This is a genomic window from Vibrio sp. bablab_jr001 (assembly GCF_016464285.1).
Lineage (GTDB): Bacteria > Pseudomonadota > Gammaproteobacteria > Enterobacterales > Vibrionaceae > Vibrio > Vibrio fluvialis.
The window spans coordinates 41,829-67,477 of the sequence record NZ_JACDWZ010000106.1; the positions used below are offsets into that span (position 1 = coordinate 41,829).

Annotated in this window: 27 protein-coding genes; 18 read left to right on the forward strand and 9 right to left on the reverse strand. The window is 48.7% G+C overall.

The window, feature by feature from the left end; translation table 11 throughout:
• Window positions 1-121: 121 nt before the first annotated feature.
• The 6 genes from JIG40_RS20280 (at window position 122) to JIG40_RS20305 (ending at window position 4,153) form a co-directional block, all read left to right on the forward strand.
• A complete protein-coding gene (locus JIG40_RS20280) occupies window positions 122-556 on the forward strand; it encodes an excinuclease (protein WP_199465972.1) in 435 nt (144 codons plus the stop codon).
• Between the two features lie 61 nt (window positions 557-617).
• On the forward strand, window positions 618-1,157 hold the full coding sequence (locus JIG40_RS20285; protein WP_199465973.1) for a GNAT family N-acetyltransferase: 540 nt from the start codon (window positions 618-620) through the stop codon (window positions 1,155-1,157).
• Window positions 1,158-1,173: 16 nt separating this feature from the next.
• The gene (locus tag JIG40_RS20290; protein ID WP_100267772.1) at window positions 1,174-1,788 is read left to right on the forward strand and encodes a LysE family translocator; all 615 of its coding nucleotides are present in this window, start codon (window positions 1,174-1,176) and stop codon (window positions 1,786-1,788) included.
• Window positions 1,789-1,810: 22 nt separating this feature from the next.
• Window positions 1,811-2,497, forward strand: coding sequence for a DUF4336 domain-containing protein (locus tag JIG40_RS20295; protein ID WP_199465974.1), 687 nt, complete (start codon window positions 1,811-1,813; stop codon window positions 2,495-2,497).
• 33 nt (window positions 2,498-2,530) lie between these two features.
• The gene (locus JIG40_RS20300) at window positions 2,531-3,124 is read left to right on the forward strand and encodes an O-methyltransferase (RefSeq protein WP_172571348.1); all 594 of its coding nucleotides are present in this window, start codon (window positions 2,531-2,533) and stop codon (window positions 3,122-3,124) included.
• A 60-nt stretch (window positions 3,125-3,184) separates the two neighbouring features.
• Complete coding sequence (locus JIG40_RS20305) at window positions 3,185-4,153, forward strand: D-2-hydroxyacid dehydrogenase family protein (RefSeq protein WP_199465975.1); 969 nt, start codon at window positions 3,185-3,187, stop codon at window positions 4,151-4,153.
• Here the strand turns inward: JIG40_RS20305 and JIG40_RS20310 are convergent, their stop codons facing one another.
• Window positions 4,154-4,711: a TetR/AcrR family transcriptional regulator gene (locus tag JIG40_RS20310; RefSeq protein ID WP_199465976.1), complete on the reverse strand. Its 558-nt coding sequence runs from the start codon at window positions 4,709-4,711 to the stop codon at window positions 4,154-4,156.
• Window positions 4,712-4,811: 100 nt separating this feature from the next.
• Between JIG40_RS20310 and JIG40_RS20315 the strand changes: the two genes are divergently transcribed.
• Window positions 4,812-5,279, forward strand: coding sequence for an HPP family protein (locus JIG40_RS20315; RefSeq protein WP_199465977.1), 468 nt, complete (start codon window positions 4,812-4,814; stop codon window positions 5,277-5,279).
• Window positions 5,280-5,326: 47 nt separating this feature from the next.
• Here JIG40_RS20315 and JIG40_RS20320 read toward each other — a convergent pair whose 3' ends face one another.
• Window positions 5,327-5,830 carry a lactoylglutathione lyase family protein gene (locus tag JIG40_RS20320; RefSeq protein WP_020328440.1) on the reverse strand — a complete coding sequence of 168 codons (504 nt, stop codon included), beginning with the start codon at window positions 5,828-5,830 and terminating at the stop codon, window positions 5,327-5,329.
• Between the two features lie 116 nt (window positions 5,831-5,946).
• Here JIG40_RS20320 and JIG40_RS20325 point away from each other — a divergent pair, with 116 nt between their 5' ends.
• Complete coding sequence (locus JIG40_RS20325; RefSeq protein WP_199465978.1) at window positions 5,947-6,855, forward strand: LysR family transcriptional regulator; 909 nt, start codon at window positions 5,947-5,949, stop codon at window positions 6,853-6,855.
• Between the two features lie 225 nt (window positions 6,856-7,080).
• Entirely contained in the window at window positions 7,081-8,127 is a 1,047-nt protein-coding gene (locus JIG40_RS20330; RefSeq protein ID WP_199465979.1) for an AbrB family transcriptional regulator, read from the forward strand.
• Between the two features lie 60 nt (window positions 8,128-8,187).
• On the opposite strand, the gene glpD is transcribed toward JIG40_RS20330, so the two are convergent.
• A complete protein-coding gene (glpD, locus tag JIG40_RS20335) occupies window positions 8,188-9,738 on the reverse strand; it encodes a glycerol-3-phosphate dehydrogenase (protein WP_020328444.1) in 1,551 nt (516 codons plus the stop codon).
• Between the two features lie 303 nt (window positions 9,739-10,041).
• A complete protein-coding gene (locus JIG40_RS20340; protein WP_020328445.1) occupies window positions 10,042-10,479 on the reverse strand; it encodes a DUF3069 domain-containing protein in 438 nt (145 codons plus the stop codon).
• Between the two features lie 138 nt (window positions 10,480-10,617).
• On the opposite strand from JIG40_RS20340, the gene JIG40_RS20345 reads away from it, so the two are divergent.
• Entirely contained in the window at window positions 10,618-11,586 is a 969-nt protein-coding gene (locus JIG40_RS20345) for a diguanylate cyclase (RefSeq protein WP_020328447.1), read from the forward strand.
• Window positions 11,587-11,590: 4 nt separating this feature from the next.
• Here JIG40_RS20345 and JIG40_RS20350 read toward each other — a convergent pair whose 3' ends face one another.
• Window positions 11,591-12,202 (reverse strand): LysE family translocator, encoded by a 612-nt coding sequence (locus JIG40_RS20350; RefSeq protein ID WP_199465980.1) that lies wholly within the window; start codon window positions 12,200-12,202, stop codon window positions 11,591-11,593.
• Window positions 12,203-12,303: 101 nt separating this feature from the next.
• Here JIG40_RS20350 and JIG40_RS20355 point away from each other — a divergent pair, with 101 nt between their 5' ends.
• Entirely contained in the window at window positions 12,304-13,176 is an 873-nt protein-coding gene (locus JIG40_RS20355) for a LysR family transcriptional regulator (protein WP_199465981.1), read from the forward strand.
• A 55-nt stretch (window positions 13,177-13,231) separates the two neighbouring features.
• Here JIG40_RS20355 and JIG40_RS20360 read toward each other — a convergent pair whose 3' ends face one another.
• From JIG40_RS20360 to JIG40_RS20370, 3 genes are all read right to left on the reverse strand, one after another.
• Complete coding sequence (locus tag JIG40_RS20360; RefSeq protein ID WP_199465982.1) at window positions 13,232-13,585, reverse strand: terminase; 354 nt, start codon at window positions 13,583-13,585, stop codon at window positions 13,232-13,234.
• Window positions 13,586-14,162: 577 nt separating this feature from the next.
• Window positions 14,163-15,866 carry an FAD-dependent oxidoreductase gene (locus tag JIG40_RS20365; protein ID WP_199465983.1) on the reverse strand — a complete coding sequence of 568 codons (1,704 nt, stop codon included), beginning with the start codon at window positions 15,864-15,866 and terminating at the stop codon, window positions 14,163-14,165.
• A gap of 56 nt (window positions 15,867-15,922) precedes the next feature.
• Window positions 15,923-16,108 (reverse strand): DUF2892 domain-containing protein, encoded by a 186-nt coding sequence (locus JIG40_RS20370; protein WP_020328450.1) that lies wholly within the window; start codon window positions 16,106-16,108, stop codon window positions 15,923-15,925.
• A 154-nt stretch (window positions 16,109-16,262) separates the two neighbouring features.
• On the opposite strand from JIG40_RS20370, the gene JIG40_RS20375 reads away from it, so the two are divergent.
• From JIG40_RS20375 to JIG40_RS20395, 5 genes are all read left to right on the forward strand, one after another.
• Window positions 16,263-16,565, forward strand: coding sequence for a metalloregulator ArsR/SmtB family transcription factor (locus tag JIG40_RS20375; protein ID WP_020328451.1), 303 nt, complete (start codon window positions 16,263-16,265; stop codon window positions 16,563-16,565).
• 35 nt (window positions 16,566-16,600) lie between these two features.
• Entirely contained in the window at window positions 16,601-17,020 is a 420-nt protein-coding gene (locus JIG40_RS20380; protein ID WP_020432696.1) for a YeeE/YedE family protein, read from the forward strand.
• A 24-nt stretch (window positions 17,021-17,044) separates the two neighbouring features.
• On the forward strand, window positions 17,045-17,503 hold the full coding sequence (locus JIG40_RS20385) for a YeeE/YedE family protein (RefSeq protein ID WP_199251574.1): 459 nt from the start codon (window positions 17,045-17,047) through the stop codon (window positions 17,501-17,503).
• Window positions 17,504-17,572: 69 nt separating this feature from the next.
• Window positions 17,573-18,553 carry an efflux RND transporter periplasmic adaptor subunit gene (locus JIG40_RS20390; protein ID WP_238855939.1) on the forward strand — a complete coding sequence of 327 codons (981 nt, stop codon included), beginning with the start codon at window positions 17,573-17,575 and terminating at the stop codon, window positions 18,551-18,553.
• A 1-nt stretch (window position 18,554) separates the two neighbouring features.
• Window positions 18,555-21,716 (forward strand): efflux RND transporter permease subunit, encoded by a 3,162-nt coding sequence (locus tag JIG40_RS20395; RefSeq protein ID WP_199465984.1) that lies wholly within the window; start codon window positions 18,555-18,557, stop codon window positions 21,714-21,716.
• Between the two features lie 72 nt (window positions 21,717-21,788).
• Here the strand turns inward: JIG40_RS20395 and JIG40_RS20400 are convergent, their stop codons facing one another.
• Window positions 21,789-22,691, reverse strand: a complete 903-nt coding sequence (locus JIG40_RS20400; protein WP_199465985.1) for an endonuclease/exonuclease/phosphatase family protein — start codon at window positions 22,689-22,691, stop codon at window positions 21,789-21,791.
• Window positions 22,692-22,984: 293 nt separating this feature from the next.
• On the opposite strand from JIG40_RS20400, the gene nrdD reads away from it, so the two are divergent.
• Complete coding sequence (gene nrdD, locus JIG40_RS20405; protein ID WP_199465986.1) at window positions 22,985-25,105, forward strand: anaerobic ribonucleoside-triphosphate reductase; 2,121 nt, start codon at window positions 22,985-22,987, stop codon at window positions 25,103-25,105.
• A 4-nt stretch (window positions 25,106-25,109) separates the two neighbouring features.
• Window positions 25,110-25,577, forward strand: a complete 468-nt coding sequence (gene nrdG / locus JIG40_RS20410) for an anaerobic ribonucleoside-triphosphate reductase-activating protein (RefSeq protein WP_024375454.1) — start codon at window positions 25,110-25,112, stop codon at window positions 25,575-25,577.
• Window positions 25,578-25,649: the final 72 nt, after the last annotated feature.

Below are 25,649 nucleotides of genomic sequence, written 5' to 3' on the forward strand. Positions count from 1 at the left end.
GCCTGTAAATGATTTGCTGCATCAATAAGTTGTTTACAGGCGGCTTGGTAAACCGATATGGTATGAGTTTCTTAACAAGGCAAATCAATTGCCGCAGTTCCACCATTTTCAGGATAAAACAATGAAAAAGATCCTTCCTGCGATCCTTTCCGCTTTAGTGCTTTGCTCTGCTTCGGCTTATGCCCGTGATGATATTGGTAATTACTCGATTAAAGATGCGTTAAGCCAAGAAGCCGCCAAGGCTAAATTGGGCGACGACATTCGCTTTTTCTTTGGTGATCAAAAGCACCCAAAAGTGGTGAAAGCGATGGGTGAGTTTAAAACCAACAAAAAAACCAACTCGTTCAACAAAACGGATGAAGAAGCGTGCCAGTGGGTATTTCTTTCTGCGATGTTGGCTCTGAAAGATCGCGCCGTTAAGGAAGGCGGAAACGCGGTGATCAATATCAAATCGAACTACAAAAACAACCTGACTTCGAATAAAGAGACATTCCAATGCGGCGCCGGTGCGGTAATCGCGGGTGTCGCGCTGACGGGTGAAGTCGTTAAGTTTTAATGGATCGCTTGATGTTTAAAGAGCCCGAAATCGGGCTCTTTTTGTCTGAAGGGAATAAGTATTGAAACTAGTGTCTCCTCATCTCAATTATCAGCGTGCATTTGCGAATTTTTATCAGGATTTTGTTGCCCATGATCCTGACAATGCCGCTTATTACGAACCCAGTCAGCATGATTTCGGACAATATGTGCTGCAACTTAATGATCAAGCTCGGGGCATTGGTTTACCACCGGGCTATGTGCCTTGCAACCATTTCTGGCTGGTGGATGATGAAGAGCGAGTTATTGGCGCCATCCGTATCAGGCACCATATTGAGAATGACTTTTTGCGTCTGGAATGTGGTCATATCGGTTACGACGTTGCGCCATCACATCGTAGAAAAGGGGCCGGGTGCCAAATGCTGTCTCTTGCTCTGCAACACGCACACGATTTAGGCATTGAACGTGCACTGCTGGTCGCGGACTCGAACAACTGGGCGTCGAGAGGGGTAATTGAACGCAATGGTGGCGTGTTTGAAAGCCTGATCTGGGGAGATGTATTTGGGTGTGAACTGGCGCGTTACTGGATTGAAACGGACCGCTCGGTGAGCAGATCCCTTTAACTAAGGAGAATGGGATATGGAATATTTGTGGGCAACGATTCTGTTTGCGATCTCCTCATCGGTTACGCCCGGCCCCAATAACATTATGGTGATGACGTCGGGGCTTAACTTTGGCGTAAAGAAGAGTTTGCCTCTGCTGACCGGGATTTGTGTCGGTTTTACGGTGATGCTGCTGTTGGTCGGGCTTGGATTTGGCCAGCTGTTTGATCTCTTTCCCATGTTGCACCTGCTCATTAAATGCATCGGTACGGCCTATTTACTTTATCTTGCCTGGTTGATTGCCCGCTCATCGGATGCCATTCAGACGGCGGCACAAACTCAACCGTTTGGTTTTATGAAAGGGGCACTTTTCCAGTGGGTGAATGCCAAAGCCTGGGTGGTGGCAACTGGAGCGATTGCGGCTTTCACCACGGTAGGAGCAAACTTTGTCACTCAGAATCTGACTATCGCGGCGACCTTTTTTGTTGTCTCTTTTCCTTGTGTCGGCGTATGGCTGATGTTTGGGTCGTTACTCAAAAAATGGCTTCAGTCTCCAAAGCAACGACAATGGTTTAACTGGGTGATGGCGACCTTATTAGTGGTATCGGTCATTCCTGTCGTACGAGAAATTGTGTATCAACTGAACGTGTGAAACTCCAACAGAGAGGTGCAACATGCATGCAATTGGCGAAAATATCTGGATTGTAGATGGAGAGGCGGTGCCTTTCTTTACTTTGCCTTATACCACTCGAATGACGGTGGTCAGGCAAGCTAACTATAAACTCTGGATTCATAGTCCGATTCGTCTGACACCTGAACTGCAACAAGAGATTGATGCGTTGGGGGAGGTGGAATACTTGATCGCGCCCAATCATCTGCACCATCTGTTCGTCCATGACTGGCAACAAGCCTATCCTAATGCTCGTACCTACGGTACACAGCAGGTGATCGATAAACGGCCGGATCTCCGCTTTGATGGCGTGTTGAATGCAGAGTTCGTTAGCCCTTGGCATGAAGAGTTCGCATATCTGCTCTTTACCGGTTCTAAGGTGATGCAGGAGGCGGTCTTTTTTCATCGCGCTAGTGCGACGCTGATTGTGACTGACCTGATTGAAAACTTCTCACCCAAAGCGTTTGGCGGCTGGAAAATGTCCCTAGCCAAAGCAGCCGGTGTGGTGGCACCTCACGGAAAAATGCCACTGGATTGGCGTCTCAGCTTTACCTTCCATAAACGCGAGGCGAAGCAGCATCTCGATACTATGTTGACCTGGCAACCCCATCAAATCGTGATGGCGCATGGTGAACGCATTACCGAAAACGGCACCGCGTTTTTGCGACGCTCATTTAGCTGGTTGCAATAAAGCGGTAAACGGTGTGGCAGAAGGAGGAGCAACATGCAAAACAAACTCAGCCCTGAGATGCAGACTCTGTTGAATGCACTGGAACAGCAGGGAATCAACAATGACGCTCAGCAGCAGGATAGAAATTTCAAGTACCTTAACATCACCCGTGATACCGGAGAGTTTCTCTATTGGTTAGTCAAAAGCTGTCAGGTAAAACGCATACTGGAACTGGGTACATCAAATGGCTATTCCACGCTATGGTTCGCGGCTGCACTGCCTGAAGGCGGGCAAATCTTTACGATCGAGCGCAGCGAACATAAAGTGGCAGAGGCCATGGCCAACTTTAAGCGGGTTGGGGTTGAACATTCGATCGATATATTAGTCGGCGATGTGCTTGAACAGATACACCATGCACCCCAAGAGATTGATTTGGTGTTTATGGATACTCAGCGCAGTGTATATCCTCAATTGATTGAACCTGTGTTAGCGCGCTTAAAACCAGGTGGCGTGATTGTGGTCGACAACGCCATTTCACACGCAAACGAGATACAAACTTTTGTCGACTACTTTGAACAGCGTGACGAATTTACCACCAGTCTGCTCACGGTCGGCAAAGGGGAATACCTGATCTATAAGTCCGTGTGACGCATCAGACAATAAAATCAAAAATCCAATTAACTACGTGAAACAAACGGACTAATGACAATGAAGATCGCAATTCTGGATGACTATCAGGATGTAGTACGCGGGTTGAAAGTCTTTCAACTGTTGGATGGCTATAACGTGACGGTGTTTAACCACACGTTTGAGACGGAAGAAGCGTTGGCGCTTGCTTTAGCGCCTTTTGATGCCTTGGTGCTGATCCGTGAACGCACCGTGATCACCGAATCATTGCTGGCGCGCTGTCCCAACCTGAAGCTCATCAGCCAAACGGGTAAAATCAGTAATCATATTGATGTCGATCTGTGTCATCGCTATGACGTTGAGATCGCAGAGGGGATTGGCTCACCGACTGCTCCTGCAGAGTTGTGTTGGGCACTGATTATGTCCGCCTCTCGCCATATTCCGCAGTATATAACGCAGTTTCAACAAGGGTATTGGCAGCAAAATGACGGACTAGGGCTAGGGCGAGTGCTTGCCGGGCAAACTCTCGGTATCTGGGGTTATGGCAAAATTGGCCAGAAAATCGCGCAGTATGCCAAGGTGTTTGGTATGCCAGTGTTAGTGTGGGGCAGTGAGGCATCACGCCAACTTGCCGGTGAGCACGGTTTCAGCGCTGCGGAAAGTCAGGCCGAATTCTTCGCCAGCGCAGATATTATCTCGTTGCATCTGAGACTGAATGAGGCCACGCGCGGCATTGTGACGTATCAGGATCTTGCCGCGATGAAATCGGATGCATTGTTTGTGAACACCAGTCGTGCAGAGCTGGTGGAACCTAACGCGTTGTATCGTGCAATGACAGAATGCCCAACCCGCCTTGCCGCGGTTGATGTGTATGAGCAAGAACCTTGTGAATCAGGCTCGCAGCCGTTACTAAACCTTACCAATGTGCTGTGCACGCCGCATCTGGGCTACGTCGAGCGTCAAAGCTACGAGCTCTATTTCAAGCATGCCTTTGATAACGTTGTGGCGTTTGCCAAAGGGCAACCAACTAATCTGGTCGCGCGCCAATAATTAAGCCAACAAACGTGGCAGCAAACTCAGAATGGGCCGGGCGGCATTCATGTCGCCGTTGACCTGCGCTGTCACAATGGCTCCTTCTTTCAGCACACACAACGTGTCCAGCAACTCTGCCTGCTGGGCTTGTTCGTCGGTCAGGCATTGACGCACTAAGTCGCGGACTTTGGCTTTGTGCGCTCGACAGTACTCGGCCAAATGCGGATTATCTTCCCGATACTCAACGGCGGTGTTGATAAAAAAGCAGCCGCGAAACGGATTCAGTTCTGGTACGTCGTTGTGAAACCAGCGATCCAGCGCGGTAAACAATCCTTGCATGGCCTCTAAGCCTGGATGAAAGGATTTAACTTCTCCGCGCAACCAATCAAGAAAGATGGCATCACGATATTGCAATGCTGCCAGCACCAAATCTTCTTTGCTGCTGAAGTGGTGATAGAGCGTTTTCTTAGCAATGCCCGATTGTTTGAGCACTTCGTTAATCCCAATCGCCCGAATACCATATTGATAAAACAGCAGCAGTGCGGTTTGGATCAACTGCTCGCGCTTGTCACTCATACGTTTCTCCCGTGTCGATAAAATTGATGTTGACATAGGTAGACAGACTTGTCTATTTTAAATTGGTAGACAAGTTGGTCTACTTACAAGGAGAAACAGAATGAATCATTTGAAGTCCGCTTTGCTCGCCGGATTCGCGGCAACCTGTGCGATTGGTTTACTTTCTTACGCAGATGCCTGGAGCAGTGCGGGGCTATGGTTAATGGCGCCATTTGGGGCTACGGCAGTTTTGGTATTTGGTGTGCCGGACAGTCCCTTGGCGCAACCAAAGAACGTGATTTTCGGTCACCTGATTACGGCGTCGGTGGGGCTTGTATTTGTGCATTGGCTGCCCGTGGAGCCATGGAGCTTGGCGATTGCCACAGGGTTTGCGATCAGTTTGATGTTAGTGACCAAAACTACGCATCCGCCGGCAGGCGCTAATCCGTTGCTGATCATGTTAACCGGGCAAAGTTGGTCATTTCTGGTAACACCGGTTTTGATTGGTGCGTTGGTGATTGTATTGTGTGGCCAGCTAAATCAGCTCTGGAGCAGAAAGTGGCTGTCTGCTCGTCAAAGCAGAGCTTGAACAACATCAGCCACCTGCGTTAATCAAGCAGGTGGCTGATACTTTGATCAGTTGTAGGCGCCAGCAGAGTAGTGAAGTTCGTAGCTGTGGCTATAAAGCTCAAGAATGTTACCGAATGGGTCTTCCATGTAAATCATGCGATAAGGCTTTTCACCCGGGTAATAGAATCGTGGTGCGGCCATGCGTTTTTTACCGCCAGCGGCGACGATTTTTTCAGCAAGTGCTTCAATGTCTGGATCTTGCACCGCAAAGTGGAAGATACCTGTTTTCCAGTATTCGAAGTTGTCTTCCGGATTTTGTTGGTTCTTGAATTCAAACAGCTCAATACCAATCCGATCGCCAGTTGACAGATGAGCGATACGAAAACGTTCCCAGCCTGAGCCAAACACGTCGGTACACATTTCGCCGATCGCTGAATCATCTTCAATAATTTCAGTAGGCTGCATAATGACGTACCAGCCCAGCACTTCAGTATAAAATTTTACGGCCGCATCCAGATCGGGCACTGAGATGCCAATGTGAGAGAAAACGCGTGGATAAGTATTAGACATAATGACCTCGTTTGTTTTGATTTGTGTTTTGGAACAGGCACAGATTAAGCAAAACGTAGATGCGATAAAAATTATCATATATTCTTATTTTGATAATTTATTATTATGGTGAAGCTATGTTGAATCCGAACTGGTTGGCAACCTTCAAAACTCTGATTGAAACGGGTCACTTTACCCAGACCGCCGATAAGCTGTTTATGACCCAGCCAGGGGTGAGTCAGCATGTCAGGAAACTTGAAGAAGCGTGTGGTCATACCCTGATTAAGCGCATCAATAAAACATTTGAGATCACTGAGCAGGGCAAAATGGTGTATGACTACGCCTGCCAACAAGAACAAAATGAACGTAACCTACTGATTAAACTCGGTGAGGATGATCCTTTTTCTGGCCGCTATAAGTTGGCGTGTTCGGGAGCGATGGCGTTGACGTTATATCCGCAGCTTTTGGATATTCAGCATCAACATCCTGGGTTATCGATTGAAGTGGAAGCAGCGCCTAATCTGCGCATCATGCGTCAAATCGAGGATGGAGACGCGGATGTGGGCATTGTGACTTACGTGCCTAATCAAAGCATGTTGCAAGTAGAAGAAATCGGGCAGGAGCCGTTGTTTATTGTGGTGCCCAAAGGGTATGAGCAGCGCTGCCATCGAGCAGAAACGCTGTTGGAACTGGGATTAGTCAGTCACCCTGATGCGGAGCATTACTTGTCACTTTACTTGTCACGCTGTGATGATGAAGCGCTTCGCAATCTGGATACCGCCCGTCTCAAAGTGAAAAGTTATGTAAATCAAATCAATCAGATACTGATACCTGTTGCGAAAGGGTTGGGGTTTACTTTGTTACCGAAGTCGGCGATCAGTAGCTTTGTTGATCAGAGCAGCATTGCGGTATGGCAGAGCGAAACCCAAGTGTATGAAACCTTATATCTGATACACAAACGTCACCGCGTATTACCTCAGCGCATGGCGTATCTTAATCAGGCATTAAAAACGATGCTATCACCCTGTTTACGCGCAGTGACCTGAGTGTGTCGATGCAATTGATCTTGGGTAGAGGTAGAATGGCACGACGCTGCTATCTGTTCGTTCTCTGCCCGTTTTTCTTCGCCTTTTTGTGCAGATGGCTGCGCATTGAGAGCGTTTAGGACTCAGGTGACGGCGTTCATTGTATTCAGCACAAAAATTTCAACTTGCATCTTCTTATGAACGGCGACCTTGATGGTTGTCCTTGTGGTATTAAAAGAGCGAAACATGTTCGAACGAGCTTCTATCACTAATCTGGCGCAAATTCTGGCGATTGCGGCGGTCGGTTCTCTGGCTGCACAGATTGTTACCTTGCCGCTGACCGGACTGTTTTTGTCGGCATTTGCGGTGATCCTTCTGCGTAAGCGCTTTCACCATGCGTTGCGTATCCCTAAAACGTTACTGATGTTTATTCAGGTCGTGCTGGGTATCAGCGTTGGCGCGACGATATCAATCGCTGAATTGGCGCATACCATCAGTGTGCCCGTGATTGTTGGCTTGGTGATTTGCTTGATGTTGCAAACGGGATGCAGCTTCTGGTGGCTGCATAAACGTGAAGGCTGGAATCCGTTCGAATCGTTATTGGCAGCAGTGCCGGGCGCGATGGCTGCGATACTGGTGATCAGTGAATCAGAAAGCAAGCCGTCACCGAAAGTCGTTTATGCCCACTCAGTGCGCTTAATCATCCTGATTATTCTGGCTGGTATTGTCTCCAGTAATGCTGCGGAAGTGGTGAAAGAGAGTATCACGCTGGATTTAGAGCAGTGGAGTGTGCTGGCTGGAATCGTCGCCATCAGTATGGTGAGCGGCAAGTTATCGGTACGATTCGGTATCCCGGCGCCTTACATGATCGCTTCGTTAGTCATTGCCGCTGCGTGTAACGGGATTATGGCGCCAGTTTCCATTGCGGTGCCCGTATGGTTGGTGCTCTTTTCCACCTCTTTATTGGGCGTATTGATTGGTGCCAGATTGGCCGAGACTACACTGCGTGAAGCCGTTTCCTATTCAAAAGCGGGGGTGATGGTCACCATCATTGGGATGTCGGTTGCGATTGTAACTTCCTATATCGCCTCTCTTTTACTCGGAATTCCTTGGATGGTCATGCTACTGTCTTGGGTTCCGGGCAGTGTCGAAGCGATGACCGCGGTAGCCCTGCTGCTGGGTTTAGAACCCGCGTTTGTGATGGTTAACCACGCTATTCGCTTGCTGTTGCTTTATACGTTGCCCGCATTGTTGAAAAACAAACTGGAAGCGCTGCGTCACAGTGAAAGCTGAGAGAAAAGCAAAAGCCACCCGAAGGTGGCTTTTTTAATCAAGGCTTGAACAGAGCGAAAGTTAAATCACGGCTTTGAGGGCAGGCTCAACGTGTGAGGAGTGACACTTTGCAAGGTATTGAGCAACCTGTTCAATCGTGGCACTGTCGTGATCGATACCCAATTTGCTGCGACGCCAGAAAATATCATCCACTTTGTAGGCATATTCGTTTTCAATCAGGTAGTCCACTTCACGTTGGAACAGCGTATCGCTGAATTGGGTACCCAGATCTTCAATGGATGCGACATCGGCCAGTAGTTTGCGGGTACGGCTGCCGTAACAAGTTAGCCAGCGATCCAGCGTGGCATCGTTGACGAACGGGTACTGACGTTTCAGTTCGTTACGGATGTTGCTGTACACATAATCTTCGCCGCCTGGCAGTGTAGATTCGTTGGTCCAGTTTGTTTTCATGTTCGGGAAGAATGGCGACAAATGCTTCATCGCGGACTCAGCCAGTTTACGGTATGTGGTCAGTTTACCGCCAAAGATAGACAGTAGTGGTGCTTCTTCACCTTGTTGATCCAACGACAGCGTGTAGTCACGCGTGATCGCTTGTGGTGAGTTGGATTCATCATCACACAAAGGACGCACACCGCTGAATTCAGATACGATATCTGATGTGCTGATTTCGCGTACAAAGTGTTTATTGACGATATCGACCAGATACTGGCGCTCTTCCTGCGAAATTGCCACTTTGCGCGGGTCGCCTTTGTATTCCACGTCAGTGGTACCGATCATCGAGTATTTACCCAGGTACGGAATCACGAATACGATACGCTGGTCTTCATTTTGCAGAATGTACGCCTGTTCTTCGTTATGAATCTTCGGCACGATAATGTGTGAGCCTTTGATCAGGCGAATGCCGTAAGGGGAGCGAACATGGATGCTTTCGTCCAAAAACTGCTTAACCCAAGGGCCCGTTGCGTTAACCAGAGCGTGACTCTTACGCACGAAACGTTGTTGTGTACGCTCATCAAACAGTGTCACTGTCCAGATATCGCCGTCGCGGCTTGCGTGTTCGACGCGGCAGTAGTTCATCACTTCTGACCCCAGCTCTTGAGCTTGAATCGCGTTCAGGATCACCAAACGAGCGTCATCGACCCAGCAATCTGAATATTCAAAGCCAATTTTCATTTCCGGTTTCATCACTTCGCCTGCCTTCAGCGCAACTTTCTTACTCGCTGGCAAAGAAGTACGTTTACCTAGGTTATCGTACAGGAACAGACCAATACGAATCATCCAGGCTGGACGCAGGAACGGGCGATGCGGCAAACGAAAACGCATCGGCTTTACAATGTGAGGCGCTTTTTTCAACAGAACTTCACGCTCGGCAAGTGCTTCACTCACTAAACGAAACTCATAATGCTCAAGATAGCGCAGACCACCATGGATAAGCTTAGAGCTGGCAGAAGAGGTTGCGCCGGCAAAATCCTGCGCTTCATACATACCCACTTTCAGTCCACGACCCGCAGCGTCGGCTGCGATACCTGCGCCATTGATACCACCACCAACAATGATGATGTCGAGCACTTCATTTTCAGTAAAACGTGTTGAGCTTAAGTTCTGTTTCATTTTATTGGCCTTGATTTTCGTTTTTGTATCTTAATGCTCGTATGAAAACACTAAACCGCACAAAAGCGGAGTTTTCCCTGAAGCAATTTTGATCTTGATCATAATAAATGAGCGTTCGAGCGTCAAGGTGTGCTTTTATTGTGCAAAAAGTCCAAAATGGAGCGCAATTCTGCACTCGAAAGGTGACAACTTGATGAATAGGGAGTGAGAAGGAACGAAAACGCAGGCAGGGAATGGTATGTATCCAACAACAAAAAAGCCCGTCACCAAAGGCAACGGGCTTTCATTCATCGGAAATGTTGATTACTTCTGAAACACTTCTTTGAAATCACGTTTAAGGATCGCATCACGACGCGCTTTCTTAATTTGCTTAACCATGTCTTTCACACAGCTGTGCAGTACCTGATCCAGCAGCTGAGCACGGTATTCTTCTTTATCTTGCTCAGTCATCTCTTTTGGAAGATTCAGGGTTGGGAACTCTTCCATCACGTTTAGGCCAGCAAATGCTTGGCTTACTGAAATCAGCGCGTGGAACTGTTCAAAGTTGTCCAGTACGTTTTGTGCGCTAGCTGGCAGGCTATCCCAAGCTTCACGGACCGCTTCTTCAGAGACTTCGTGAATAGAGGTGACCATCAAGAACATCTCTTCGGGTACCTGATCGAATTCAAGCACCTGGCGTAGTTCTGGAGAAATGGCTTCTAAGTCCACTTTCGGAGCTTCAGTTTGTGTAGTTTCTGACATGAAAAAGTTTCCATTAATGAAAAAGGCAATGCTAAAAACTTCCGCTGAAAAGTCAATACAACAGGCCAAATAAAGCAGTGAAAGCGTGAGAAAGTTATGCTATAGGTAAGCATATGATTGTATTGCAAAGAGGTGTCGATGTTAGGTTCCGGCTCATCCATGAGGATATTACTGGTTGATGACATTCAACTGGAGCGGATGCAACTCGCGATTCGCCTCAAGCAATTAGGCCATTCTGTCGAGGTCGCGTCGAGCGGACGTGATGCATTGGATATTTATCCGCGTTTTGAACCTGAACTGATCCTGCTCGATGTTTCGATGCCGGATATGGACGGTTTTGAAGTCTCTCAGGAAATTCGTCGTCGTTATGATGAGGAGTGGATTCCCATCATTTTTCTCAGCAGCCACGACGAGCCTTCGATGATCGCCCGCGCGATTGAATCAGGTGGCGATGACTATCTGATTAAACCCGTTGATAAAATGGTGCTCAACTCTAAGTTGCTGGCGATGCAACGCATTGCCAACATGCGTCGAGAACTGAAGCGCACCAGTGCGAAGCTCGAAGAACTCAACCGTATTTTGCAACATCAGGCCAACGAAGATGGTCTGACTCAGGTCTTTAACCGCCGCTTTATGGATGAGAAACTGCGCGAAATGATTTCGTGGCATGGTCGTCACGAAATGTCCTTGAGCGTCATTCTGTTTGACGTCGATCACTTCAAACCCTTCAACGATAATTACGGCCACATCGAAGGGGACCGCTGCCTGCACACTATTGCGCAAGCGGCGAATAAACTGTTTTGTCGCAGCGGTGAATTTGTTGGTCGCTATGGTGGCGAAGAGTTCCTGATTCTGCTGACAAATACCGATGTTGAAGGCGCCCGCGCAGCGGCGGAGCGCATTCAGGATTCCATCGAACACATTCACTATCCGCATGCATTCAGTGCGATTGCGGACCACGTAACCATATCGCAAGGTGTGGTAACGGTAACACCAGATGGCCATGAAACGCTGGCGCAGGTGTATGAAAAAGCCGACAGCGCACTCTATCAGGCTAAAACGAATGGCCGCAATTGCTACGTTATTTCAGAAAGCAGTTTTGCTTAAAGCTTCAGGCTTTGAGCGCTAAAGCTGCGCCAAACGTCACTAATCCCACTCCACATGCTTTGTTGATCAGCGGTTTGATGCGTTGCAACTTTTGTTGCAGCGCGGCTGATGTCATCAACGTCGCCACCAATGCAAACCACAGTCCGTGCAGAATAATCATGTAAGCGCCATAAGTCAGCGCATACACAGACGATGAATCGTCAGCAGAAATCACTTGGCTGAAAATGCTGAGGAAAAAAAGCATGGTTTTCGGATTGAGCACATTGCACAAAAAGCCCTGAGCGAAATAACGATAGCCGGGTAAATGGCAGTCCTGCTCTGCGGTGATGACCGTATTGGTGTTTGCCGAGAATATGCCTTTGATTCCCAAGTAAACCAGGTAGACGGCACCTGAATATTTGATGAGATTAAAAAGTGTCTCATTGTGTGAAATTAGGTAACTGATTCCAAGCAGTGAATAACCAATGTGAACGGTAATCGCAAGGCTGATGCCCAGAGCGCTGAACATGCCTGCACGGCGACCATGTGATAGGCTGTTTTTCAATACTAAGACGAAGTCAGCACCTGGGCTGATAACAATAAGCAGACCAACAATAGCGAGTGTGAAAATATCCATCACAAATTTCCTTTGAGTTGAAGTGATGCGCCGATTGTACGTCGTGCGTTGGCCGCCTATAATCGAAAAAAATGACATCAATAAGTGAGAATAATTCACAGATGCGGCATCTCAAGGCTTTTCACGTTTTCCATGTGGCAGCGCAAAGCGCGAGCTTTACTCAGGCGGCAGATACCCTGCACATTACTCACGGAGCGGTGAGTAAACAGATCAAAACTCTGGAAACCTATTTGGGTGTCCCCTTGTTTATCAAGCAGGGGCGTCATGTCGTGCTCACGCAAGAGGGCATGGAACTCAGAGCATTCACCAGCCAGGCGTTCAGCTCTTTAGAGAAGGGTGTGGAACAGTTGCGCACAGCACGTTTGCCGCATTTGGAAGTGTCTTGTGAACCGACTTTAACCATGCGCTGGCTGATGCCGCGTATGAGCCAATTCCATCAGCAAACGAGTGGAGATGTCAGGCTTTCGACCGCTGGCGGACCGGTGAATCTCGGTTCTCAAGGATATCATTTAGCCATTCGTCGCGATGATTTTGAGCTGACTCAGCCTTATCAGAAACAAACGCTGGTAGCCGAGTGGGTGGGGCCAGTGATGTCACCACAATATTGGCAAAGCGTTCAAACAAAACAGCAGGCGATGACGTTACTGCACAGTCAGACCCGCCCCTTAGCTTGGCAAGAGTGGTTAGAAGAGCAGTCTTGTGAGTTTACCGACGCCGCAGAGCAAACCTTCGAACACTTCTACTTTTGTTTGCAAGCTGCACAGGATGGGCTGGGCGCCGCCATCGGATCCTATCCGCTAGTGATGGATGAGATTGAACGCGGCCGGTTAGTCGCACCGTTTGGTTTTCGCCTCTCTGGACACGACTATGTGTTGCTGCGTCAGCAGCGCGATGAAACGGCATTGGAACGGCAGTTTATCGAATGGCTCAAACAGACGATGGCGTTATCAGTGCCAAGGGATGAAAACGTTTAGACAAGAGGTGCTCCGGATTTTTCCAAAGGCTTTTTGTTTTATTGGTAACGAATTTTCAAGAATCTGAATCTCGCAGTGCTTGATACCATTTACCCGTCAATACGAATCGGGGAAAGGTATAAAACTGTTCAAGCAAGATACGAACGACGGCATTTTTGAACCCTGTAAATGGCACCGCCGGATTGACTTCTTGACTGTGTCCTAAACCTTGTAGACCAAACGATAAGGCCATGATGAACAAAGAACTCAACGCAGAAACGAGTTCCAATCCAAGTAGTGAGCGGGTGAAAGAGATAAAGCTGATGATAAACATCGGCACAAATACGATGTGAATGATCAGGTTTTTCCGAGACTGATGGAACGACGCGTAACCGCTCCATTGCCATTCAATCATATCGTTCAGTTTCATGTTCTATTCTTGAATCTTAATGATGCGTTAAAGTGAGATTAAAATCGAGCTTAGCAAAACTGACAAGTATTATGTCATTGTTCTGAACGATATTACTCTGCGAACTTTCCGAAGTTATCTGGTACCAAATATGATGATTATTGACACGATGAAGTTGAGCTACTAATTCTTAAGTTGGTCATTTTTCCAATAAAATCAGTTAGCTAAGTATAGAAATAATATGTCAGTAAAACATACTCCTACAGGTGTAGTTCACCGTGGGGATAAAGGCGGAAAAACTGGGTGTGGAACAGATACGAAGAAAAATGCCCATCATTGGGTTAATTCACATGAAAAGATCACGTGTGATAAAAATGGCTGTAAAAACTAGCGTATCAACAAACTAAAATAAGGGCACTAAGTTGTCCTTTCTTATCAGAATAACATCCGTTACGCGCGCCCTAATCTAATCGATTTTGAACATATCACTCACATTAATAAATAGTTTGTATGAAGCATTTCATAGGGCAGGTTGTTTTGAGTGCAAAACAGCCAGCACGAGGTGCTGGCTGTTTATTAACAAGAAAACGCGACAACGTTAGGCTTTGGCAAACAGGTAGGTACGGTAACCACCGAGCAAGTTGCGAGCTTTGTAGCCGTTGTTGACGAGTTGGCGATAAGCGACGTTGCCGCGCAAACCGACCTGACAGTAGATGATGATTTCTTTGTCTTTTGGCAGTTCGTTCATGCGCTGACGCAGTTGGTCAACAGGAATGTTGATGGCGCCTGGCAGATAACCGACATTTTGCAGTTCGCCCGGATTACGCACATCGAGCAACACTTGTTCATCGGTGAGGCTGTCGATTTCATCAAAGTGAATCGCATTTGCATCACCTTTCATGATGTTGGTGGCGACAAATGCTGCTTGGTTGATCACGTCTTTTGCACTGCCGTAAGGCGGCGCGTAAGTCAGCTCAAGATGTTGCAGCTGCTCAACAGTCATACCAGCACGCTGCGCAACCGCCATGACGTCGATGCGTTTGTCGATGCCATCTTTACCCACGGCCTGAGCGCCGAAAATCTTGCCTGATTTCGGATCGAACAGCATTTTGAATGACACAATTTCAGCACCAGGATAGTAGCTCGCGTGGCTCGCGGTATGAACGTAGACTTTCTCGTATTCGATACCCGCACGCTTGAGTTGCTTCTCGTTTTTACCTGTTGAAGCAACAGCCAAGTCGAAGATCTTACAGATCGCGGTACCTTGAGTGCCTTGATAGGTTTCGCTGCGACCAAGCATGTTGTCTGCGGCCATACGACCTTGACGGTTGGCAGGGCCAGCCAGTGGCACTAAGGTCGATTGACCCGTCACAAAGTCTTGTTCTTCAATTGCGTCGCCAACGGCATAAATGTTTGGATCGCTGGTTTGCATGTGTGCGTTGGTATAAATACCCCCCAGCTCGCCAATTTGCAGGCCTGCTTCAGCGGCGAGTTTGGTTTCTGGGCGCACACCTATCGCCATGATCAGAATATCGGTGGTCAGTGTTTCTCCATTGCTCAATGTCAGGTCGAGCTCACCGTTCATGTGTTGATGTTCGATATTTTCACCGGAATCAATGCTTGGCATTGAGGTGGCTGGTTTGAACTCTACCGCTTGCAGCGCTACACCCAGACGCAAGTCGATGCCTTTCGCGCGAATTTCTGCGTGGGCAAAACCAGCCATTTCGCGGTCAACCGGTGTCATCACCTGATCGGCCATTTCAATCAACGTGGTTTTGATACCCAATTGGTGGAACGCTTCCATCATCTCCAAACCGATAAAGCCACCACCAATGACCGTGGCGTGATCAGGCTGGTTCATCTGAATGGTTTCCAGAATACGGTCCATATCCGGAATGTTACGCAGAGAGTGGGTGAGTGGGTTATCCAAACCCGGGATCGGCGGCACGATAGGGCCGGCTCCTGGGCTCAGCAACAGAAAGTCGTAGCTTTCTTCGTACTCGGATTGATCGAGCAGGTTACGCACGGTGATGGTTTTATCTGCACGATTAATACGAACCACTTCATTCATGACTCGCACGTCAACATTAAAACGTGCCAGAAAACTTTCTGGGGTTTGCAGCAGTAGATTCGCGCGTTCTTTAATGTCACCACCGATGTGATAAGGCAAGCCACAGTTGGCAAACGAAACGAAGGGACCGCGTTCAAACATGATAATTTGTGCATCTTCGCTTAAACGACGCGCACGCGCAGCCGCGGAGGCACCACCGGCGACACCACCGATAATCACAATCTTAGTCATAAATTACTCCAAATATTTTCTAGCCCAACTGACATTACAAACATAGTGTGGACTGATTATTTAAACCCAAGTTTTTTCAAAAAGTAGGCCGCTGGACAAATCCCTGTAAACGCACTTTGGATAAGGTTCACCCCGACAAACACGGTGAGCCAGATAAAGTTCGGGTGAACATAAAACGTCAAAATCAAAGAAAGCAGTACCATGCTGCCCGCGATTACTCGTACGCCATTATCAATCGTCATGTGAATACCCTCCGTTGGATGATGGATTTACTATAGTTATATAAATTAGAAAAGTCTAATGTTAATTTATCTAAATTTTAAAAATCTAAATAAGGTTTGACTAATTTATGTTTATTAGTATCATCTAAACAACAAGTTCACTAAGGGGATAATGATGGAAGCCGTCAATATTGATCAAATGAAGTCCAATGCGGTGGAAGTGTCTGAGCTATTGAAAATCATGGCTCACCCTGAACGTTTGATGGTGCTGTGCCAACTCACCAAAGGTGAAGTGGGGGTCGGGCAGTTGCAGCAGAGTTCGTCACTCAGTCAATCGGCATTTTCTCAGCATTTAACGGTGCTTAGAAAGCACGAGCTGATCAAAGCGCGAAAAGAATCACAACAAGTGTTCTATTCACTCGCCGATTCGCGGGTTGCGCAACTGATTCAAAGCCTTCAAACCGTATTCTGTGGCTAAGTATTTTAAATTCAGAGAGATAATAAGAGGACACTATGACGTTTACCATGCCTTGGGAATCCCTGCTAGGAGGCGTGCTATTGGGTATTTCAGCGACAGTGATGTTGCTCATGAACGGAAAAATCGCGGGTATCAGCGGTATTCTAACCGGGCTGTTGACGCCCAAGTCGCGTGATTTTGCGTGGCGCTTGTTGTTTGCGGTCGGCATGGTGTCCGGCGGCGTTTTAGGTGTATTGGCATTTGGCAGCCACATTCCGACAGAATTTAACGCCAGTTCTCTGCTATTGGCTGTTGCGGGTCTGTTGGTTGGTATTGGCACCCGTTTAGGAAATGGCTGTACGAGTGGCCATGGCATCTGTGGCATTGGTCGTTTGTCTAAGCGTTCGATAGTCGCGACGTGTGTCTTTATGGTTGTTGCCGCGGTTACAGTCTTTGTACGTCTCCACCTTGTTTAAAAACGTCAGTAGTAGGTCATCACAATGAATAATGTTTTGTTTCGAGTAACGTCTCTGTTTGCTGGGCTGTTGTTTGGTTTGGGTATGGTGATTTCAGGCATGGCAGATCCTGCGAAAGTGGTGGGCTTTCTTGATGTCGCCGGTGATTGGGATCCGAGTTTAATGTTTGTCATGGGCGGCGCATTGATGGTGTTTATGCCGGCTTATTTCTTCCTGATCAAACCGAAAAGTAAACCTGTTAATGCCGAAAAGTTTTGTCTGGCGACCAATCAATCTCTGGATTCACGCCTGATAAGTGGGGCGGCGATTTTCGGTATTGGTTGGGGGTTAGCTGGTATCTGCCCGGGACCGGCCTTATCAAGCCTTGCGCTGGGTAATCCGGGAGTTTGGATCTTCTTCGCATCAATGATGGTTGGCTTAGGTACGACCAACTTATTGATCTGCGTTAAAAATAACCGAGAGAGTCAAACACAGACCGCTTAACATCACTATGCTTTAAGCAGCTGAATATCAAAGGAGATTGGCACGATGAAATGGTTAACTTTGAGTATCATGGCAGCACTGAGCCAATCGGGTTTGGTGCATGCTGAAGTAGTAAGCAATGTCTTTACCGTCAAATCGGAGCCAATGCCGCAGGTGATTCAGCTGGATGGCGTCGTGGAGCCTGTTAATCAGGGAACGGTGGCCGCACAAACGTCCGGTCGGGTGATTGGTGTGTTTGTTGATGTGAATGATCACGTTACGCAAGGTCAGGTCTTGCTGGAAATCAGTGATGTTCAGCAATCGGCATCGTTGGACGCCGCGCAGGCACAACTGGCAAGTGCGCTGGCACAAAATCGCGAAGCGCAGGCTCAGGTCAACCGCTATCGCCAGTTGTTTCCCAAAGGCGCGATCTCGCGCGATCAAATGGATTCCGCCGAAGCGCGCGCGCGCAGCGCAGCTGCGTCAGTGAAATCGGCCCAGGCAGCGGTCGCGCAGGCTAAAGAGTCGCTCGGTTACACCAACATTACGGCGCCGTATGCCGGCGTGGTGACGCAGCGCCATGTTGAACTGGGCGAAACGGTGGCGCCGGGAACGCCGCTGATCAGCGGTTTTTCTCTGGAAAAACTCAGAGTTGAAACCGACATTCCCCAGCGCTATCAGGATAAAGTGAAACAGGAGGCGCAGTTCCATGTTCTCGCGCCGTCCGGTGACGCGGTGATGCCAACCGATTACAGCCTGTTCAGTTATGCCGACCCCCAATCCCACAATTTCAAAATTCGCTTATCGTTGCCAGACAACACGCCGCTGTTGGTGCCAGGTATGTGGGTCAAAACCGATTTTCAATACAGCAGCCGGGACGTACTGTTGGTGCCGAGCTCTGCGGTCATTCGCCGCGCGGAACTGAGCGCTGTTTATCGCATCGTCAACGATGCGCGAATACTGAATCCGATTCGCCTTGGTCAAACATACGGAGACTACGTTGAAGTTCTGTCGGGCTTAGAACCCGGGGATGTAATTGCAACCACGGTATTAGCAGCAGAAGGGCAATGATATGGACAAACGACTCGGTATTTCGGGTCGCATCGCTGCGGCCTTTCAAAATTCGGCCATGACGCCTTTGTTGGCGTTGGTTGGCCTGCTCATGGGATTGTTTGCGGTTATCATCACGCCAAAAGAGGAAGAACCTCAAATCGATGTTACGTTCGCCGATGTCTATATTCCGTTTCCCGGAGCAACACCTGCAGAAGTGGAGAGTCTGGTTACAACTCCAGCAGAGCAAATCGTCTCTGAAATTCAGGGTATCGATAAAATCTATTCCTTTTCCCAGCCCGATGGCGCCATGATCGTCGCGATCTTTAAGGTTGGCGTATCGCGCAATGATGCGGTGGTGCGCATCTATAACAAGCTCTATTCCAACAAAGACTGGATGCCGCAAGGTGTGGGCGTCGGTGAACCCATTATCAAACCCAAAGGCATTGAAGATGTCCCGATCGTAAATATCACATTGTCTGACCAATCTGGTCATTATGACCAGCAACAGCTCACTCAGGTCGCGCATGGGTTGGAAACGGAACTCAAGCGCATTAAAGGCACTCGTGACATCTACACGGTGGGCGGGCACAACACCATTGTCGATGTGCGTCTGGATCCTGCGAAAATGAACAGTTTTGGCATCACTATCGATCAGCTCAACCAGAGTATTCCGTCTGCGAATGCTCGCTCAACGATGTTGCAACTGACCAGTGATAATCAGACCTTGCCGCTGCAAATCGGTCAATTTTTGACGCATGTTGAGGACGTTAAACAGTTGGTGGTTGGCGTGCACAATGGTCTGCCTGTTTACTTGGAAGACATCGCGGCCGTTGGGCTGAGTGTGAATACCGCAACCCAGAATGTCTGGACCAGTGATAAGAACGGGATCTACCCGGCCGTAACTCTGGCGATTGCTAAGAAGAGCGGTGAAAACGCGGTAGACGTCGCCAAAGCAGTGGAAACCCGAGTGGCTGAGCTGCAAAACCAGCTGATTCCGCATGGTATCAAGGTTGAAATCACCCGTGATTACGGTAAAACCGCCGCAGATAAAAGTAACACCCTGATTGGTAAGCTGGCATTTGCCACCACCGCTGTCGTGATTCTGGTCTTGCTGACTATGGGTTGGCGCGAAGCGATTGTGGTGGGGCTGGCGGTGATCGTGACGTTGATGATCACCCTGTTTGCTTCATGGGCCTGGGGCTTTACCCTCAACCGCGTGTCGCTGTTCGCATTGATCTTTTCCATCGGGATATTGGTTGATGATGCGATCGTGGTGGTGGAGAACATTCACCGTCATATGTCGATGGGCAAACGCAAACTGGCAGAGTTGATTCCGCCTGCGGTTGATGAAGTGGGCGGCCCGACTATTCTGGCAACGCTAACGGTTATCGCCGCTCTGTTGCCGATGGCGTTTGTCAGCGGCTTAATGGGGCCGTACATGAGCCCGATTCCGATTAACGCGTCGATGGGGATGCTCATTTCTCTGGCGGTGGCTTTTGTGGTTTCTCCATGGCTTGCCGGACATCTGTTGAAACCCGCCCAACACGATAGCGAAGGGAAAGCCGCGAGCTCTGTATTCCATCGCATTATGACGCCGTTTGTCACCGCCAAACACCAAACCCGTAACCGCTTTATGCTGCTGCTCGCTGTATTGGCATTGATCGCAGGTTCGGTTTTGCTGCCTGTATTTGAAGCCGTAGTGCTGAAAATGCTGCCGTTTGATAACAAGTCAGAGTTTCAGGTGGTGCTGGATATGCCGGAAGGCACATCACTTGAGCGTACTCAGCGCGTGCTGTTTGATATGGGACAGGAACTGAATAAGGTGCCTGAAGTGACTGGTTACCAGATTTATGCAGGTACGGCGGCGCCGATCAACTTCAACGGACTGGTTCGTCACTACTTTATGCGGGAACAAGCCAATCAGGGTGACATTCAAGTCAATTTGGTTGGACGTAAGGAGCGTGACCGCGACAGCCATGAAATTGCCAGTTCCATTCGCCCCGTGCTGAATCAGGTTGCTTTGAAGTTTGGCGGTAAGGTGAAAGTGGTCGAAGTCCCGCCGGGTCCGCCTGTATGGTCACCAATTCTGGCGGAAGTGTATGGTCCGACACCGGAAATTCGCAATCAGGCGGCACGCCAGGTGCGTGAAATCTTCCGTGAGACTCAGGATATTGTCGATGTCGATATGTATCTGCCGGAATCGCATCAGAAGTGGCAGGTGAATATCGATCGCAGCAAAGCGGCGCGTCTGGCAGTCCCTTACTCAGCCATTGTGGACGCGTTAGCGACGGCAGTGGGTGGTAAACCAGTCACTTATCTGCACAGTGAACACAATAAATACCCGATTCCGGTGCAGATCCAGGCAAGTGAAACAGCGAAAGTGCGTCTTGAACAAGTGCTGAACATGCATGTATCCAGCCAGAGCGGACAGGCCTATGCACTATCAGAACTGGTCAGTGTCAAACAGACCCGAATGGAAGATTATATCGTGCACAAAAACATGGTGCCTATGGTGATGGTGGTGGGCGACATGACGGGTGATATTGATAGCCCGCTGTACGGCATGTTCAGCATTGGTTCGGCGCTTGATCAGCAGATGAATCTGGAGCAGTACTATATTTATCAACCGGATGGTCTGAGCGGCGTGGCGGTATTGTGGGATGGGGAATGGACCATTACCTACGAAACATTCCGTGACATGGGGATTGCCTATGCGGTGGGTATGATTTTGATCTATCTGCTCGTCGTCGCACAGTTTAAATCCTATTTGGTACCGCTCATCATCATGGCGCCGATTCCGCTCACCATTATTGGTGTGATGCCCGGCCATGCCATGCTTGGCGCGCAGTTCACCGCCACATCGATGATCGGCATGATTGCCTTGGCCGGCATCATTGTGCGTAACTCGATTCTGCTGGTGGATTTCATTAATCAACAGGTCGAACAGGGCGTAGCGTTTTCAGAAGCGGTGATTCAATCCGCGGCAGTGCGGGCAAAACCCATCATGTTGACCGCTTTGGCGGCGATGATTGGCGCGATGTTCATTCTGGACGATCCGATCTTCAACGGTTTGGCTATCAGTCTGATTTTCGGGATTTTTGTTTCAACAATATTAACCTTGTTGGTTATTCCCGTCCTATACTATGTGGTGATGAAAAAACGCTTTGAACTTCAGCAATGAAGCATAAGCGATAACGATAGATTTGAGTAACTTGTGTCTTGCCCCGCCAAAGATGGCGGGGCTTTTTTATGGCTACCAGCTCACTTGACTGCTCAGCGGACAATGATCGCTCAGTTGGTAGCGCAGTACCTGCTGGCTATCAAAGTTAACCTGTTGGGGTGCGTCTGCTTTGAGGTTAGGGCTGATGATGATGTGATCAATCAACGAACGGAACTGATGCAATTTATTGGCTTGCTGACGGGAGCGCACTTTGCAGGTCGCTTGGGTTTGGCGGCTGGCAAGTGTCGGTTCTGCATTCGTTCCTTGCGTCATGGCTTGCCACAACCAATCACCACGATACGCAAGGTTGTGATTGAAATCGCCCATGATCAGATATGCTTCCTGCTTCGACTCGCGTTGCTTGATCCAAGCATTCAGTGCCTTACCTTGCTTGAGCAGTGTCTGGCAACTCGACTGGTTTGACTGAAACTTGCCGGAGCAACCCGCTTTTAAATGCACCGATAATGTGTGCAGCGCGCTTGGTGTATCCGGATAGAGCACGATATAAGCCGCAAACCTCAGCTTGTGATTACTTTTGTCGTATAAGTCGATGTCTGGTGGATCGCGAAACGGAACTCCGTTTCGTACGGCAAATCCAGTGTATTGATTGATGTCACCGAACTGGTGCCCGGCGTAATTAGGCCGCGAGCGATCAGACAGTACAACGTGATAGCCTGGCCCCACCACGTTTTCCACTGCGTCGATGCTATCCACTTCCTGAAAAGCCAGAACATCACTATTGAGCTTCGCAAAGTGTTGCCTGAGCGCGGTGAAGTCCTGCTCGGAGCGTTTACCTTTATCTTTCGGTGCAGACGGATTCAGCGTCAGCCATTCGATATTCCAACTGCTCACGGTCAAGGTATTGGCCGATACCCATGGAGAAAGTGTGAGCAGTATGGCTGACGTTAAAATCGCGGTGATTTTGTTTCGTTTCATCGCATTTCTTCTTATTGATTCTGTTCAGAGCACGTGCTGTCAGTGTTCCACAAAAAGCAATTATTTTTATCACAAAATAAAGTGTTTCTAGGGTTTCTTTCAGCTTTGAGATCTCAAGCTATAAGATCGATTTGTTCTTGTCCATAGGCCCTGATCGCTTGATCTAAATCAATACTTTTTCCTATGTCATCTCGTCTAATACGACACAACATATAGTGTCAGTTGGATAAAGGTAAGCCCTATATAGTGTATTTGTGGATAATCCTGTGAATATGCTGGGGTAAGGAGACAAGGTGAAACCTATCGTAATCAAACGCGACGGCTCAAAAGCCCCGTTTAACCGAGATCGTATCCAGGCTGCGGTCGAAAGTGCCGCAGACGAAGTCAGCAGTGAAATCGCCATATACGCGCTAAATGTTGCGCTCGCGGTCGAGCTCAAACTCAAAGAATACGATGAAGTTCATATCGCAGAAATTCAGACACTGGTAGAGAACGAGCTAATGCAAGGGCCTTACAAAGCATTAGCTCGTTCATACATTGAATACCGACATGATCGCGACATCGCGCGTGAGAAGCAGAGCAAACTGACTCAGGAGATCGAAGGCCTGATTCAGGAAAGCAATGCGGATCTGCTGAACGAAAACGCCAACAAAGATGGCAAAGTGATTCCGACTCAACGTGATTTGTTGGCAGGTATCGTGGCAAAACACTATGCGAAGACGCGTATTTTGCCGCGCGATATTGTCCAGGCTCACGAAGAGGGCGACCTTCACTATCACGATCTCGATTACGCACCATTCTTCCCTATGTTTAACTGCATGCTGATCGACCTCAAAGGCATGCTGACCCACGGTTTTAAAATGGGTAACGCGGAAATCGATACGCCAAAATCCATTTCAACCGCGACGGCAGTGACTGCACAGATCATTGCCCAGGCCGCGAGCCACATTTACGGCGGTACGACCATCAACCGTATCGATGAAGTGTTGGCACCTTATGTCACCGCAAGCTATCAGAAACATCTGGAGATCGCGAAAGAGTGGGATATTCACAGTCCGGAAGAGTTTGCCAGCGCCCGTACAGAGAAAGAGTGTTATGACGCGTTCCAGTCATTGGAATACGAAGTCAACACGCTGCATACCGCTAATGGCCAGACTCCGTTTGTGACTTTCGGCTTTGGTCTGGGCACCAGCTGGGAATCGCGTTTGATCCAAAAATCGATTCTGAAAAATCGCATTGCAGGCTTGGGTAAAAACCGTAAAACGGCTGTGTTCCCTAAACTGGTGTTTGCCATCAAAGATGGTCTTAACCACAAAGCAGGTGATCCCAACTACGACATCAAACAGTTGGCGCTCGACTGTGCGTCGAAACGCATGTATCCGGACATTCTGAACTACGACAAAGTGGTGGAAGTGACTGGTTCATTCAAAACGCCGATGGGTTGCCGCAGTTTCCTCAATACCTATGAAGAGAATGGTGAGTTGGTCCATGAAGGGCGTAACAACCTTGGTGTTGTCAGCCTGAACCTGCCTCGCATTGCAATTAAAGCGAAGGGTGATCTCAACAAGTTCTACGAGCTGCTGGATGACAAACTGAAACTGGCTCGCCGTGCACTGGAAACTCGCATCAGCCGCCTGGAAAATGTGAAAGCGCGCGTTGCACCGATTCTGTACATGGAAGGCGCGTGTGGTGTGCGTTTGAATGCCAATGATTCGATTGCGCAGATCTTCAAAAACGGTCGTGCCTCAATTTCACTGGGCTACATCGGTGTACACGAAACGATTAATGCTCTGTTTGGTCAGGACAAGCACGTATACGATGACAGCGAATTGCGTGAACATGCGGTCAACATCATCCGTAAACTGCGTGACGCGGTAGACAGTTGGAAAGAAGAAACAGGTTATGCATTCAGCCTGTATGGCACCCCGAGTGAAAACTTGTGCAGCCGTTTCTGCCGCATCGATACCAAAGAGTTTGGTGTGATTGCAGGGGTTACCGACAAAGGCTATTACACCAACAGCTTCCACCTGGATGTCGAGAAGAAAGTGAACCCGTACGACAAGATCGACTTTGAATTGCCGTACCCGCATATCTCAAGCGGCGGCTTCATCTGTTACGGTGAGTTCCCGAACATGCAACGTAATATCGAAGCTCTGGAAAACGTTTGGGACTACAGCTACACCCGCGTGCCTTACTACGGAACCAATACGCCGATTGATGAGTGTTACGAGTGTGGTTACACCGGTGAGTTTGACTGCACCAGTAAGGGCTTCGTGTGTCCTAAATGCGGCAACCATGATTCAAGCAAAGTTTCCGTTACCCGCCGTGTGTGTGGTTATCTCGGCAGCCCGGATGCACGGCCGTTCAACTTCGGTAAACAGGAAGAAGTAAAACGCCGAGTCAAACACCTGTAACGCTATGAATTATCATCAATACTATCCGATTGATGTGGTCAACGGGCCGGGAACGCGCTGTACGCTGTTCGTTTCCGGCTGCGTTCATCAGTGCCGTGGTTGCTATAACCAAAGCACCTGGCCACTCGACTCTGGTCATCCGTTTACTCCGGACATGGAAGACCAAATCATTCGCGATCTCAACGATAGCCGGATTTTCCGCCGCGGTTTGTCACTGTCTGGTGGCGATCCGTTACATCCGCAAAATGTCACATCGGTGCTTAAACTCGTGCAGCGGGTGAGGGCAGAGTGCCCGGGCAAAGATATCTGGCTCTGGACGGGCTATTTGCTGGCTGAACTCAATGACGCGCAGCGCGATGTGGTTGAACTTATTGATGTGTTAATCGACGGTAAGTTCGAGAAAGAACACGCTGACCCGAGCCTTGACTGGCGGGGCAGCAGCAATCAAGTCATCCATTGCTTCAAATTGTAAAAATCGCTTTAGGTTTTCGCGTATCTGGTGTTTACTGAAAGTCATACTTGAATTTCAAAGGGTTGTGACTTT